The sequence below is a fragment of the Streptomyces sp. NPDC001530 genome (assembly GCF_042894545.1).
Taxonomy (GTDB): Bacteria; Actinomycetota; Actinomycetes; order Streptomycetales; family Streptomycetaceae; genus Streptomyces.
This window is the reverse complement of record NZ_JBIAVS010000003.1, coordinates 297265-310641: the sequence shown is the minus strand read 5'-3', so window position 1 is coordinate 310641 and position 13377 is coordinate 297265. Positions and strand designations below refer to the sequence as shown.

The 13377-nt window shown below is 69.0% G+C and carries 12 protein-coding genes; 4 read left to right on the top strand and 8 right to left on the bottom strand.

Features of this window, described 5'->3' with window-relative positions:
* Positions 1 to 354: 354 nt before the first annotated feature.
* The 3 genes from ACFY0T_RS06970 (at position 355) to ACFY0T_RS06960 (ending at position 2089) form a co-directional block, all read left to right on the top strand.
* Complete coding sequence (locus tag ACFY0T_RS06970) at positions 355 to 777, top strand: SsgA family sporulation/cell division regulator (RefSeq protein ID WP_388865322.1); 423 nt, start codon at positions 355 to 357, stop codon at positions 775 to 777.
* A gap of 92 nt (positions 778 to 869) precedes the next feature.
* Positions 870 to 1577, top strand: a complete 708-nt coding sequence (locus ACFY0T_RS06965; protein WP_388865320.1) for a hypothetical protein — start codon at positions 870 to 872, stop codon at positions 1575 to 1577.
* Between the two features lie 128 nt (positions 1578 to 1705).
* Positions 1706 to 2089 carry a hypothetical protein gene (locus ACFY0T_RS06960; RefSeq protein ID WP_388865319.1) on the top strand — a complete coding sequence of 128 codons (384 nt, stop codon included), beginning with the start codon at positions 1706 to 1708 and terminating at the stop codon, positions 2087 to 2089.
* A 313-nt stretch (positions 2090 to 2402) separates the two neighbouring features.
* On the opposite strand, the gene ACFY0T_RS06955 is transcribed toward ACFY0T_RS06960, so the two are convergent.
* From ACFY0T_RS06955 to ACFY0T_RS06935, 5 genes are read right to left on the bottom strand one after another with little or no spacing between them, the layout of a single operon-like run.
* On the bottom strand, positions 2403 to 4199 hold the full coding sequence (locus ACFY0T_RS06955; RefSeq protein ID WP_388865317.1) for an acyclic terpene utilization AtuA family protein: 1797 nt from the start codon (positions 4197 to 4199) through the stop codon (positions 2403 to 2405).
* Positions 4196 to 4642: a MaoC/PaaZ C-terminal domain-containing protein gene (locus tag ACFY0T_RS06950; RefSeq protein ID WP_388865315.1), complete on the bottom strand. Its 447-nt coding sequence runs from the start codon at positions 4640 to 4642 to the stop codon at positions 4196 to 4198. The genes ACFY0T_RS06955 and ACFY0T_RS06950 overlap by 4 nt, the downstream gene beginning before the upstream one ends.
* Positions 4642 to 5187 carry a MaoC family dehydratase N-terminal domain-containing protein gene (locus ACFY0T_RS06945; RefSeq protein WP_388865313.1) on the bottom strand — a complete coding sequence of 182 codons (546 nt, stop codon included), beginning with the start codon at positions 5185 to 5187 and terminating at the stop codon, positions 4642 to 4644. Before ACFY0T_RS06945 ends, ACFY0T_RS06950 begins: the two co-directional genes overlap by 1 nt.
* A complete protein-coding gene (locus ACFY0T_RS06940) occupies positions 5174 to 6388 on the bottom strand; it encodes a CaiB/BaiF CoA transferase family protein (protein WP_388865311.1) in 1215 nt (404 codons plus the stop codon). The genes ACFY0T_RS06945 and ACFY0T_RS06940 overlap by 14 nt, the downstream gene beginning before the upstream one ends.
* A gap of 17 nt (positions 6389 to 6405) precedes the next feature.
* Complete coding sequence (locus ACFY0T_RS06935) at positions 6406 to 6963, bottom strand: 2,4'-dihydroxyacetophenone dioxygenase family protein (protein WP_388865309.1); 558 nt, start codon at positions 6961 to 6963, stop codon at positions 6406 to 6408.
* A 193-nt stretch (positions 6964 to 7156) separates the two neighbouring features.
* On the opposite strand from ACFY0T_RS06935, the gene ACFY0T_RS06930 reads away from it, so the two are divergent.
* Positions 7157 to 7897, top strand: a complete 741-nt coding sequence (locus ACFY0T_RS06930) for an IclR family transcriptional regulator (RefSeq protein WP_388865307.1) — start codon at positions 7157 to 7159, stop codon at positions 7895 to 7897.
* Positions 7898 to 7970: 73 nt separating this feature from the next.
* Here ACFY0T_RS06930 and ACFY0T_RS06925 read toward each other — a convergent pair whose 3' ends face one another.
* The 3 genes from ACFY0T_RS06925 to ACFY0T_RS06915 all read right to left on the bottom strand — a co-directional run bounded on the left by ACFY0T_RS06925 (position 7971) and on the right by ACFY0T_RS06915 (position 12916).
* A complete protein-coding gene (locus ACFY0T_RS06925; RefSeq protein ID WP_388865305.1) occupies positions 7971 to 8285 on the bottom strand; it encodes a hypothetical protein in 315 nt (104 codons plus the stop codon).
* Between the two features lie 228 nt (positions 8286 to 8513).
* Entirely contained in the window at positions 8514 to 9560 is a 1047-nt protein-coding gene (locus ACFY0T_RS06920; protein ID WP_388865303.1) for a zinc-binding dehydrogenase, read from the bottom strand.
* Between the two features lie 134 nt (positions 9561 to 9694).
* Complete coding sequence (locus tag ACFY0T_RS06915; RefSeq protein WP_388865301.1) at positions 9695 to 12916, bottom strand: cytochrome P450; 3222 nt, start codon at positions 12914 to 12916, stop codon at positions 9695 to 9697.
* Positions 12917 to 13377 lie beyond the last annotated feature (461 nt).

The following is a 13377-nucleotide window of genomic DNA, read 5'->3' as shown; positions in this document are numbered from 1 at the left end:
GGTTTCGTACACTGTACGGAATCTGAGGGAGTTGCCTCATCGGCAACCTCTCTCGCGCCCGGTGGCGCTGTGCAGAGCCGGCTGACGCTCATGAAGGAGAGCGTTCCGCGCCGCTGCATCGAACAATCGCCCCGCCGCCGGTGTCGAGGCCAATGACCACCGCTGGGGCGGCGACGAGGACCGTGACCGTGACCATGACCGCCGGGACGGTCACAACGACGACCGCCGGGACCGCGACAAGGCGAGCCACCACCACGACAGGTAGAGCTCCGGTCGCTGCTCTGTTCAGGCCTCCTTGACAGGCCCTTCCGATGGCCCTCCCGGTATGACTCGAGGCAGCAGGAGTAAAGACCAATGAAGTCGTTGAGAACCGTGATTCAGGGGCTGTATGTGCAACTTGTCGTTGCGCATGAGATGTCCTTGCCTGTAAGCATGAGGCTGCGGTACGAGCCCCGTGACCCCTATGTCATCCATGCCGCATTCACCGCTGTCGACAGCGACGAGACGGTGGAATGGATCATTGGACGAGATCTTCTGATCGACGGGCTGGAAGGCCCCGCCGGCGAGGGGGACATACGCATATGGCCCGCCGACGGGCCTGACCGCTGCGACTCGTACATCCTTCTCAACCCGCCAGCTGGTGCGGCCTTGCTCCAAGCCCGGACGCACGAAATCAAGACGTTCCTGCAGGGAACGGAGACCCTAGTGCCCAGGGGAGCCGAGCTCGGGCACATCGACTTGGACGCTTCGCTGGCGCACTTCCTCGCCGAAGGATGAAGTCGGCCCAGCTGCCACTCATCAAGAGGCCGGGTCGCTCGAGGACCCCGCCTCACCGAGCCCTGATAGCGTGCCCACCCTGAGGTGAATTTGTGCTTTTCGTGATGGCCGTTGCTGATCAGAATGCGTCCTCATCGATTTCGGGTGCGGGCTTGCTGTCGATCTGCGCATTGCTCTTCACCATCGCCTCGTTCTGGTGGCTCAACGCCAGACAGGGGCGCCTGGAGTCGTGGGAGCCTCATTCCTTTGCGGCGATTGTCCACGGCTCCATGGTTCGCCTGCGGATTCCGCTCGTCCTTCATAACACCGGTGCCAAGCCGATAGTCGTGCAGGATCTCAGGCTGACCTTCCCTGATGAGCCCGCCTCTCATCTGCCACTCCTGTGGACGGCTTCACCATCCCGTCTCCAACCCGGGCCGGACGAGGAACCGGAGTTGCCGGCCGGATTCATCGTGGCCGGCAGAGAAGCGCAACGACTCTTCATCGAGTTCGAGGCACCGTTTCCCGGATTCGTTCCGGAGGCCCGTGACTACAAGGTCCGAATCCAAGTGAGGGTTGGCCACCGCAAGGGGTGGCGCTCGCTTCTGACGTTCACCTTGAGGACCACCAACATCATTCATCCCGACCGGTACACCGTCTGCCACAACGCGCCTCTCGAACTGACGAAGGAAGACGAGAAAAAGGCAGACGCTGCGCTCCTGGAGCTGTTGGAGGGGCAGGAGAAGAGCGCTTCCGCAAAGAGCGCGACCAAGCGGCGAGACTCTTGGAACGACGAGGGCAACGCCGATACGGACCTGTAGGTCGTGAGGATGGTGCTGAGCTCGGCCAAAGCGCACCGTGTCGGCACCCGCCCGCTGCCGCCGGAGCCGCCGATCCTGCCGGTTCGCCCTCAACAGGAGGGCGCCGCCGGGTCACGTCTGCCGCTGTCGTGCTTCGGTCGCTCGTCCAGCTGGGCGCGCTGGAACGTCTGGACGACGGCCGCTACGTCGTAGGGCTGCGGTTGCTCGAGACCGCTTCCCTGGCTCCGCGCGGTCACGGGCTGCGGTCCGTGGCTATGCCGTACATAGAGGACCTCTTCCACGTCACCCGTCAGCATGTGCTGCTCGCCGTCCGGGAGCAGGGAGAGGTGCCGCTCGTAGAGCGGCTTTCGGCGCGCGACGCGAGCCCCGTGCGATACCGGGTGGGAGGCCGCCTTCCACTTACCGCCACCGGCGTGGGCCTGGTGGTGCTCGCCTTCGCGCCGTCGGCCGTCCAGGACCACGCCATCGACAGCTATGAGCCCGGGGAGGGGGTCGGCCGGGCTCAAGGGTGATCACCGCTCCGGAGATGGGCCAGTTGGTCAGTGCGGGGCCTTGGACGCCGCCGGCCTCGCCCGAAATGAGGTCGATGCGGGCGCCGGCGCGCTGGGCTGACGGGCGGGCCCGGCGGCGTCCCTGGAGCAGTCGCCGGGCGAGCTTCCGATCCCCGGCTCAAGCTGGAAGCCTATGCCGCGCCCGGCGCGCTGATCCCCCGCCTCGGCACGGCACGCCTCGTCGAGGACCCGCCCCCGACCTGCAGAACGCCATGCTCCGTAAGCCGCGCCACCTGCCCGTCAACTGTGAGGCCTGTCGTGGGTCATGGCGTCGTCAGGATCGCACCAGAGATCGCGGCACCTTGATGCTCCGTGAGCGCAGCCATTCGCCGAGTGCTTTGGCCTGCGAGTCCAGCCGCAGTGTCGAGGTGGCGCCGGCCCCGAGCAGTCCTCGGACGAGGAAGTTGACCGCGCCCAGGTAGGGGAGTTCGTGGCGCGAGATCTCCAGTCCGCGTGTTTCGGGAAGAAGGCGCCGCAGTTCGTCGACGGTGAGGGTGGACCTGAGCCAGTCCCATGCCGCACGGTCGCGTACCCAGACGCCGAGATTCGCGTCGCCACCCTTGTCGCCGGAGCGGGCGTGCACGATCTCACCGAGTGGGGCGACGACGAGTTCGTCTGCCCGCGGCGCAGGCACGGATGGCGCGAGCGCCGGCTCGGCCTGCGGCATTACCTCGCCACCGGCTCCGTCCGGGTTGCCGGGGGCGATGATCTCGGTCGTGCCGTCGTAGTGGTGGACCGTGTGCTGGAGCATCCGCTGGTCGAGCAGTGCGGGCCAGTAGACACCGAATGCGGACCCCGGTTGCGGAGGGCCGAGGGAGTACAGCCCGGGGTAGCTCGACAGGGCCAGCTCGACCACGCGCGACGAGAAGACGCGCCCAGCGGCCAGCTGCGTCCCCTGCACGGTGATCCTGAGCAGCTCGGTTCCCGCGTTCTGGGTGTCGGGATCGGGCTGGGCCCGCCCGATGCGCTCGACGGCGACCGCGTCGAGCCCGTTGACGGCCTCGGCGTAGCGGTGGACGAATTGCTCCACGAGGGCGGCCTTCGCGTCGAGGTCCGTGCCGGTGAGCGCGAGGATCGCGCTGTTCGTCCAGCCTCCCACCCCTGTGATCGCGACCTTGGTCGTCCTGGACGGCGCCGTGCCTCGCACGCCGCGGATCCCGACGCGGTCCTCGCCGAGGTCTGTCAGCGTCGCGGTGTCCAGGTGGGCGGTCACGTCGGGGTTGAGATACGCGGGTTCACCGATCTCGTAGAGCAGTTGGGCGGTGACCGTGTCCTGGGTGACCACGCCGCCGGTGCCCGGGTTCTTGGTGATCACCGAGGAGCCGTCGCCGGCGATCTCGGCGATCGGGAACCCCGGCTCCACGAGGTCGGGGACGGAACGGAAGCCGGAGAAGTTACCGCCGGTCGCCTGAGGCCCGCACTCGATGACGTGTCCGGCGGCGACCGCGCCGGCGAGGGCGTCGTGGTCGTCAGGCGTCCAACCCCACCACCAGGCGGCGGGACCGACGACCAGGGAGGCGTCGGTGACGCGGCCCGTGACGACGATGTCGGCGCCGTTGTGGAGGGCGCGCGCGATGCCGAAGCCGCCGAGGTAGGCGTTGGCCGTCAGCGGCTGGTGCGGCCAGTCCGACAGCTGCTGACCACTCGTCAGGTGCGGTAGACAATGGCCCGCTTGCCGCAGATCGCCGAGGCTGGCGAAGACGTCGTCGCCTTCGATGTGGGAGACCCGCAGGTCGTGACCGTGGCGTGCGATCAGTTCGCGCGTCGCGGCGGCCAGCCCGGCGGGGTTGAGTCCTCCGGCGTTGACGACGAGCCTGATCCTGTTGGCGACGAGGTGCTCGAGTGCCGCGTCGAGGTGCTGCAGGAAGGTGGTCGCAAAGCCCTTCGTGCTGTCCTTGGCGCGCGCCTTGCCGAGGATCAGCATCGTGACCTCGGCGAGGTAGTCACCCGTGAGGACGTCGATGCCGCCCGCTCGGGCCATGTCGGCCATGGCCGAGGCGCGGTCGCCGTAGAAGCCGGAGCAGTTCCCGACGCGGAGAGGGCGCTTGCCCCGTTCTGATGCTGACGTCATGCCAACTCTTCCGGTGTAGAGGAGCGAAGACCGCCGGCGTTCTCTCCTTCGGCCCTGCTGACCCGTATCGTCCCTTCGAACCCCACCTCGCCGGAGGGGTGTTCCTCGGCGAGCTCAAGGGTCATGCTGTCGCCCTCGATGTGGGTCACCCGCGCGGTGTAGGCCAGGTTGGCGGGTGCACAGACGGGCTTGCGCAGGCGGTAGGCGACCTTTGTCACGCGCCACTGGGGGCCGAGAGCCTCGGTGACACAGCGCAGGGCAAGCGCCGCTCGCAGGTGGGAGTGCACCACGAGACCGCCGTGGCCCTCCTCGCGTGCGTAGGACTCGTCGAAGTGGATGCGGTGGGGGTTCCAGGTGACGGCGCTGTAGCGGAACAGCTGAAAGGCCGTGGCCGTGTGCTTGAGCCGTGGGAGTGTGTCCCCGACCTGGTAGTTGATGGACACTACGACTCCTGCAAGGGGTTGCGCAGTACGACGGTGCGCCGGTTGCGGTTGAGGACGGCACCCTGGGCGGACGTGAACGTGTGGAGGGTCGTGACGAACACGCAGGTGCCGGCGCGGGTCTGCTTGGGAGTGACCGCCTCGAGGGTGGTTTCGAGCACCACCTCCGTCCCCGCGGTCACGGGAGTGACCAGCTCCATCTCCTCGCCGGCGCCCATGGCGCGCAGCCCGAGGTCGCCGTCACCGAGGGGTGTGTCACCGCCGAGGGGTGTCCCGTCGGGCTGAAGCTGGGCCTCGGGGGTGCCGATGCCCCACTCCACGATCGCGGCGAGCATGTTCGGTGGCGCCACGACATCCGCGTACCCGGCCGAACGTGCGGCCGCGGCGTCGTAGTGGACCGGGTCCGCGGCGCCGATGGTCAGTGCGTAACGGCCGATGCTCACCGCGTCCAGCGTGCCGAGGCTCCGGCGCGAGAGGACGGTTCCGGTCCGCGGGTGGGTCTGGTCGTAGTACTCCGCGAGCGGAGTACCGGGTTCAGGTGTGAACATGCCTGGGATCCTCATCATTGATCTGGGTGCCGGCTTCGCCGGCCGCATCCGCGTGGCCGGCAAGCTCCGCGAGAACGTCCCGCGTCGACTCGCCCAGCGGCGGGGCGGCCCGCAGCGGGCCCACCGGCGAGTCGCTGAGCCTCAGAGGGCATCCCGCCACCGGCACCCGGCCCCTGGCCGGGTGCTCGACGTACTGGATCATGCCGCGCTGGATCAGGTGCTCGTCGGAGTCGACCTCGCGGATCGACTTGACCGGCGCGCAGGGCACACCGGCGGCCTGCAGGTCCCGCACCAGCTCGGCACGCGTCCGGGTCCTGGTGCGGGAAGAGACCTGCTCGTCGACCGCGTCGATGTGGGCGACCCGGTCCTTCTGCGTGCGGAACCTGGGGTCGTCGATCAGCTCGGGCCGGCCCAGTGCGGTTGCCACGCCGTGCCAGTGCCGCTCGGCGATGCAGATGATCGCCAGCCATCCGTCGCTAGCCTCGTAGATGTTGTACGGCGCGATCGCCATGCCCGTATGCCGGTTCCCGGTGCGCTCGGGGAGCTCTCGGCCGGGGTTGTTGTGCAGGCCGCCCAGGCTGGATGCGAGCATCGGGTAGACGGTGTCGTGCATCGAGACCTCGACGATCTGCCCCCGTCCCGTGCGCTCGCGCTGGAACAGGGCCGCGCTGATCGCCCCGAACAGGTGGATGCCGCCGGAGAAGTCCACGAACGCGGCGCCGGCCTTGGTCGGCGGCCCGTCGGCCTCCCCGGTGGCCGAGGCGCTGCCGGACATCGCCTGCACGGTGATGTCCATGGCCGACATGTGTGCGTACGGGCCCGTGGACCCGTAGCCCTTGCCGGAGGCCACGACCAGACGCGGGTTGTGTTCGAGGAGCCGCGCCGGGCTGAGCTGGAGGCGCTCCATAGTGCCCGGCGCGTAGTTCTCGATGAACACGTCGGCGGTCTCGACCAGGTCGAGCAGCGCCTGGCGACCGGCGTCGGTCTTCAGGTCGAGCATCACACTCCGCTTGTGGGAGTTGAGCATCACGAACTCGTGGGACTCGATCGGTTCGTGCGAGCGGAAGCGCAGTGGCTCACCGCCGGGTGGCTCGACCTTGATGACGTCGGCGCCCAGTTGTGCGAACAGGAGCCCGCAGTAGGGGCCGTTGTAGATCTGGCCCAGTTCCAGGACCCGGATGCCGTCGAACGCCGGTCGCATGGCCGCTCCCCTGCCGATCAGGACTTGATCACGCCGGCGGCGCCGCCGTGGATGTAGCCGACCGGTCCCGTGCCCTGCGCCGCCGCCGCGGTCTCGGTCAGGTGCTGGAGGGTCACCGCGTCCATGACCGAGTGGAAGGTGCCGTCCTCGTTGAAGCTGACCTGCGCACCCTCGATCCAGGCCAGGGCAACGGTGTCCTCGGTGTTGTCCTCGGGGGTGTAGAAGGTGTGCACCGAGCCGCCGGGCTCGTACAGGTAGGAGCCCGCCGTCTGCGGCTGGTCGGGGTACTCGCGGTACAGCCAGCGGCCCTGGATCGTCCACACCTGAGCCGTACCGGTGTGGTAGTGGATCGGCAGCTCGACACCGGGTGCCAAGGTGGACAGGAAGACCCACTCTCCGCGCTCGGGGTCCAGGCGCAGCGTCTGGATGTGAATGCCTGGGCCGACAAGATCCTTGAACATCGGAATCTGATCGATGTTGACGGTCAGAAGCTCACCCTGCGGCAGAGAGACGAGCGGCAGCGGAGCGCGGCCGCCGTACGTGCTGATCACCGTGGGAGACACTGGTGCGTTCATGTTCGGGCCTTTCGGTGGGAGTGCCGACCTTCCGGACATGCGAGGTGGTGCGTAGGGATGCAAGGAGAGGCGTACGTATTTACGTACGATGAACCGGATTTCCGGATGGCTGGGACGCTACGGCGACCCACGCCTCCCTGACAAGACTTGTGCACGGACTTTTGGCGGACAGGACGGTGCTAGCATCGGCCGCATGCCTGTCCGCCCGCATCGCACGGTCGATCGAGTGATCGGGATCCTCGAAGCCGTGGCGCTGAGCCCGCGGGGAGTGACGCTGGCTGAGCTGGCAGCCGCCCTGGACGCGGCGAAGAGCTCCGTTCAGGAGCTGACCAACGGACTTCTCGCCCGCGGCTACCTCATCGAGGACGACCGCCGGTTCCACCTCGGACCAGGGCCCTTCATCCTCGCCGCTCGCGCGAACAAGCTGGCCGCGCTGTCACTCGATCACCAGTTCCTGGCCGAGCTCAGCGAGGTCCTCCGCTGCACCGTCCTCGTCGGGGTGCGCGTCGGCGACGCCCTCGTCTACGCCGACCATGCCGGGCAGGAGTCACCCAGCCTGACTTTCGTCGCGCGCACCCACTCCCGACGCCCCCTCTTCACGACCGCTGCCGGCAAGACTCTGCTCGCCAGCGTCCCCGACGAGGAGATGTACCGGCTCCTGGAGCTGGCCGGTGCGGAACAGGCAGGAGAGGTCCGGCAGTTCCTCGCCGAACTCCCCGAGATCCGCTCCCGCCGACTCGCCTTCAACCGCGGAGTCACGTTCAAGGACGCCTTTGCAGTGGCCACGCCCCTGCTGGCATCCGACGGCAGTCCGATAGCGGCGATCAGCGCCGCCGTCGACCCCGCAGAAGCGGATCGTCTCGACGACCTGGGCGAGGAGCTCAAGAAGGCAGTCGCCGTTCTCGGCCCCCGGTACGGGCTCAACCACGCCTGATCCCCCGCGCCGGCGGGCGACCCGGCTGTCGCCCTCCGGTGATGTCCAGCCGTCGCGGCAGCCGCCGCCCGCCTCAAGGGACCTTCACCAGCAGGAGGGCGGTGTCGTCGGCACGTTCTGGTGCTGGCCGGGCGCGGGCGAGAAATGTGTCGGCGATGTCGTCCAGCGGGCAGACGGCTTTGGAGAACACTGTCGCGAAGGGGTCGTCCTGCTCGGCGACTCCGCCTGGTGCATGACCCTGCACTTCGGGCAGGGTTCCGGCATGGGCATCGCGGGCGCCGAACTGCTGGCCCGGCTGCTCGCCGAACGCGACCACCTGCCCGCCGCCCTCGGCGTGTGGGAGCAACGGCTGCGCCCGTTCGTCACCCGCCACCGGAGGGAGCCCCACGCGTGCGGCACTTCTTCATGCCCGCCCGCCGCTTCGGGTACGCCGCCCGCCGCACCCTCATCCGCGCGGCCAACACCCCTGGCGGCCCGCGCTCACCAAGACCCTTGTGAACTGACCGTCCACACAAGACCGTGGGCGCCGGTGCTCCCTCAAGCACCGGCGCCCACTCACCCCTGCCCGAGGTGGTCTTGATGAACTTTTGGTTCAGCTACGGGTTCTGTTCAGGTGTCAGGGAACGAGGATGAGGCGGATCGGGTCGCCGAGCTTGTTCTCCAGCCGGTTGACCGCGTCGGCGGCCTCGGCGAGCGGGATGTGGTCGGTGATGGAGGGGGCCAGGTCGAGACGGCCGACCTCGGCCAGCCGGACCAGCTCGGTGACGGACTCGGGGGTGCCGCCGTAGTGGCCGCGCACCTGCTTGCCGAGGTAGTTGAAGGTCAGACCCTCGGTGATGGTGAGGGGCCTGGGGCTGATGCCGACCAGGATGAGGACTCCGCCCAGGCCGAGTGCGGCGGCGGCCTGCTCGCGGACGGCGGGCACGCCGGCGCAGTCGAAGGCGAAGTCCAGGCCCCGTCCGCCGGTGGCCGCGCGGACCTGGTCGGCGAAGTCGTCGGCGGCCGGGTCCAGGGCGACATCCGCACCGAAGGCCAGGGCACGCTCCCGGGCGCCGGGCAGCGGGTCGACGGCGATGATCGGCGCGGCGCCGGCCAGGCGGGCAACGCGGACGTTGTGGGCGCCGACACCGCCCACGCCCCAGATGCCGACGGACTGTGCGGGGCGCACCCCGGCGGTGGCGACGACGGCGGCGTAGGGGGTGGAGACCGCGTCGGGGATGATCGCGGCCTGGTCGAAGGGGAGGTTGTCCGGGATGGGGATGAGGGTGTCCTCGCGGGCGAGGGTGTACTGGGCCCAGCCGCCGTCGTAGTCGATGCCGGCGGTGAGCATCTGGGTGCAGGGGCGGCGGCGCACGCAGCCGGCGCACTGGCCGCAGGTCTTGCCGGCCTCCAGGGTGACGCGGGTGCCGACGGTCAGGCCGCGCTTGAGGTCGGGGCCGAGGGTGTGGATCACACCGGAGACCTCGTGGCCGACGGTGACCGTGTCGGAGGTGGCGAACAGCGGGACGAGGGAGCCGTCGAGCAGGTGGACGTCTGAGAGGCAGACGCCTGCGGCCTTGACCTCGATGAGGACCTCGCCCGGGCCGGGCACGGGGACAGGGACCTCCTCCACGGCGAACTTCTTGCTGTCCAGGTGGAAGCGTCCGGCGAGCATGGTGTCCATGGTGCTCTGCTTTCTGTGAGCGGCACTCCCGGCGGTTCGGGCCGATGGGTGCCGTGTGGTGCCTCGTGGGTGAGTGGTGGCCGGGAGGGGTGCGGGGTGTCAGGACCGCCGCACCCTCCCGGCGTCTGGGGGGATCAGGCGAAGACGTCCTGCTGGTAGCGCTCGTCCGCTTCCAGCTGGGCGAGCCACTGCTGGGCGGCCTCGTCGTCGCTGCCGGTGTGCTTGCGGTAGATGGCGGCGAGGGCCTCGCGCACGGCGGGTGCCATGCGGCGGCCGTCACCGCAGACGTAGATGTACGCGCCGGCCTGGATGGCCTGCCACACGGTGTCGGCGGCGCCTGCGATGGCGTCCTGGACGAACCGGGCCGGGTGTCCGGTCACCGCGGAGAAGGCGGTGTGCACCCGGGCGATCCCGGCCTGCTCCCAGTCCTGCATCTCCTGCCGGTAGAAGTAGTCGTGCTCAGGGTGGCGGCAGCCGACGAAGACCTGGGACAGACCCACCTGGGTGCCGTTCGCGTGCTGGTGGGCACGCTCCTCCAGGAAGCCGCGCAGCGGCGCGATGCCGGTGCCGGGGCCGATGAGGAGCAACGGCGTGGCGGGGTCGGCCGGCGGGGCGAAGGTCGGGGAGGGCACGCGCACGTAGCCGTAGAAGACGTCACCGGGATTGAGGCCTGCGATGTAGGAGGAGCAGGTGCCGCGGTACCGGCCGTCGCCGGACAGGGCCGGGCCTTCCAGCAGGCCGACGGTCAGGCGCACGTGCCGGGGGTTGGCCAGCGGGGAGGAGGAGATGGAGTAGAAGCGGGGGCGGATCGGGCCCAGCATGTCCAGGAAGACCGCCAGCGGCAGTTCGACCGCGGGGAAGCGCTCCAGCAGGTTGAGCACGGAGACGCGCTTGCCCAGGACTTCGGTCTGGTAGCGCTCCTCGGCCTCGGCGGTGTCGGCCGTGTAGGCCTCCAGCTGCGGCCGGGTCCACGGGCACTCGGTGTGCCCGGCCAGCGTCTGTATCTGGGATCGCGTGGCCACGTCCTGCAGCTCGACGAACTCGGTGAACAGCAGGCCCGCGGTGACGGGAGTGCCCACCGGGAGGTGCGTGCGGCCACCGGCGGGCTGGTCCAGGCGCAGGACCTGGTCGCGGTCGACGCCGAGCCGCGCGAGGGCGCGGTTGACCAGCGCGGGCTCGTTCTTGGCGAAGACGGCCAGGTGGTTGCCGGTGTCATAGGTGACACCGTCGGGGAGTTCGATGGTGATGGACTTCGCGGCCGGGCGCGGCGGCTCGATGCTGAAGTCCCACAGCCCGGTCGCGTCGCTGACCAGCTCCTCGTTGGCGACCACGGTGAGGGGGTAGGCCTGCTCGGAGACGATCGCGGGACGCACCTCCGCCTCGGTCAGCAGCTGCACCTCGAAGCGCGGCCCGGTGGTTTCGGAGGTGTCGGCGGCGTACTCCTCGGCCAGGGTGGTCCACAGGGTGTCCATCCAGCGGGTGGCCATGCCGTCGAAGTCACCGGCGGCGTCCGCGATGCCGCGCTCGATGACGCGGGTGGCGCCGGCGGCCAGCAGGCCTGCCTCGATCCGCTTGGGGAAGGCCTGGTAGGTGGCCACCCACTGGGTGTTGCCGGCACCCAGCAGCGCGAACCGCACGTTGGACAGCGAGCCCTCCGGGAGTCCGGCGGCGAGCAGGTCGTCGAAACGCTGCGAGTTGTCCGGGGCCTTGCCGTTGTAGCTGGAAGCCACGACGACGAGCAGGCCCTCGGTGGGCAGGTTGTCACCCAGCTCGTCCAGGCCGACCAAGGTGGTGCCGAATCCGGAGCGCTCACCGCGGTCGGCGATGGTGCGCGCCAGGTCCTCGCACGAGCCCAGGCTGGAGCCGTAGGCGACGGTCAGGTTCACCCCGACACCGCTGACCGCGGCCTGCGCCCGCGTGTCGTCGGTCTGCAGGTCCACTGCGCCGAACACGGTCCGCTCGTGCTCCTGACGGGCCCGCACGTTCAGTTCGAAGCCGCCGGGCTTGCGCGTCAGCGCTTCCTTGACGTCCATCTTGTAGTCGTCAGTGTCGGAGAACTTGAACTTCTGCAGCACCAGCGCGAGGGCCAGACGGGCCTCGGTGAGCGCGAACTGCCGGCCGATGCAGGCACGCACGCCGTTGCCGAACGGCTTGTAGGCGTGCGGGTGGTGGTTGACCCGGTTCTCCGGCAGCCACCGGTTGATGTCGAACTCCTCCGGCCGGTCCCACGCCTTGGGGTGGGTGTGCAGCGGACCCTCAAGGATGTTGACCCGCGCGCCCTTCTTCAGCCCGTAGCAGCCGCCGATGACGGTGTCCTCCAGCGGGGACTTGCCGATCATCGGGATGGGAGCCCACAGGCGCAGGGTCTCCTCCAGGATCCGCGGGATCACGTCCATCTGCATGACCGTGTCGTAGTCCGGGACCGTGTCACCCGGCAGCAGCCGGTCCACTTCGGCGTAGGCCTGGGCCAGGATGTGCGGGTTGCGCATCAGCGAGTACGTGGCGAACGACAGCAGACCACTGGTGGTCTCGTGACCGGCGATCAGGAACGTCACCACCTGGTCACGGACGTTGTCGTCCTCCAGCCCCTTGCCGGTCTCCGGGTCCGTGGCCTCCAGCATCAGGCCCAGCAGGTCGTCCTCACCCGTGCCGTTCCCCTCACGGCGCTCCTTGATCACACTCTCGACCAGGTCCCGCATCAGCCGGATGTTCGCGCGGTACTTCTTGTCATCGGCCTTGCGCATCTTGGTCATCATCGGCAGCTCCTGCGAGCGCCGCAGCGACTCAACCAGCGCCTCCAGCAGCGCCTTGAGGAAGGGGTGCAGATCCTCCTTGGCGAAGGAGTCGAACCGGTAACCGAACCCCGACAGGGCGATGGTGTCCAGCGTCAGCCGGGTGTAGTCGTCGGTGATGTTGACCGGCCGGCCCTCCTTACGCTCCCACTTGCCCACCAGGTTCTGGGCGATCTCCAGCATCTGCCCGAAGTAGCCCTTCATCGCCCGCTGGCTGAAGGCCGGGAGGAGGACTCGGTGCGCCATGCCCCATTCCTCTTCGTGCTGGTGGGCCGTGAACAGGCCGGCTCCCGTGTAGTCCCGGACATGGGCCAGCGGCGTCTTGTCGATCTGCTTGAAGAACCGCGTCTCGTCGCAGACCTCGGCCACCAGGTCCGGGTCCCAGACGAAGACCTGCTCGATGCCGGCGATCTCCATGCCGTAGAGCCCCTCGGGGAACTGCTTGGACAGCTTGCCGAAGTACTCCACCGGGTTGGTGCTGGGGATCTGCGGCGTGTGGCCGAAGAGCGGGACACCCCGCGGAGACCGGATGGGCCGCAGGTCGGTCTCGGGCTGTGTGGTCATGACTGGCTCCTCCAAGGGGAAAGGCGGGCAGGGCGCCATTCGGTGTGGCGGGGCGCCGGTACGGCAGCACCCGGTTTCCATACGCTGTATGCCTACAGTGGTACCATACGACGTATGGAAACTCAATCGGCAGACCTGGGGTCGAGAAACGGGAATGTTCGGCTCATCAGGGACGGCGTCGCTCGCGCAGCGGGTTCACATCAAGATCAGGCGCTTCCGAACGCGCTCCCGGCTGGAGGAGGCGAGAGGCGAGGCCGGTCGTCGTCAGCCGGCGGCTTGACCGGGCCTCTCCTGGTGGGTGCGACCCGTGGAGGACATCTACGGTCCGCGACGGCGGCCGCGGCGACATCCCGGTGAGCAGCCAATCCCCCTGCCTGCCAGTACGCATCGCGGCGGTCGGATCTGCACCATGCGCGTTGGCGGCTGACGGCAGCACCGGAGAAGCAGGCGCGCGTGCCGCC

What these genes read in the sequence shown, in the direction of transcription:
- ACFY0T_RS06970 (WP_388865322.1), top strand. Translation starts at nt 355, where the DNA reads ATGAAGTCGTTGAGAACCGTGATTCAGGGGCTGTATGTGCAACTTGTC.
- ACFY0T_RS06955 (WP_388865317.1), bottom strand. Translation starts at nt 4,199, where the DNA reads ATGACGTCAGCATCAGAACGGGGCAAGCGCCCTCTCCGCGTCGGGAAC.
- ACFY0T_RS06945 (WP_388865313.1), bottom strand. Translation starts at nt 5,187, where the DNA reads ATGTTCACACCTGAACCCGGTACTCCGCTCGCGGAGTACTACGACCAG.
- ACFY0T_RS06915 (WP_388865301.1), bottom strand. Translation starts at nt 12,916, where the DNA reads ATGACCACACAGCCCGAGACCGACCTGCGGCCCATCCGGTCTCCGCGG.
- ACFY0T_RS06935 (WP_388865309.1), bottom strand. Translation starts at nt 6,963, where the DNA reads ATGAACGCACCAGTGTCTCCCACGGTGATCAGCACGTACGGCGGCCGC.
- ACFY0T_RS06920 (WP_388865303.1), bottom strand. Translation starts at nt 9,560, where the DNA reads ATGGACACCATGCTCGCCGGACGCTTCCACCTGGACAGCAAGAAGTTC.
- ACFY0T_RS06930 (WP_388865307.1), top strand. Translation starts at nt 7,157, where the DNA reads ATGCCTGTCCGCCCGCATCGCACGGTCGATCGAGTGATCGGGATCCTC.
- ACFY0T_RS06940 (WP_388865311.1), bottom strand. Translation starts at nt 6,388, where the DNA reads ATGCGACCGGCGTTCGACGGCATCCGGGTCCTGGAACTGGGCCAGATC.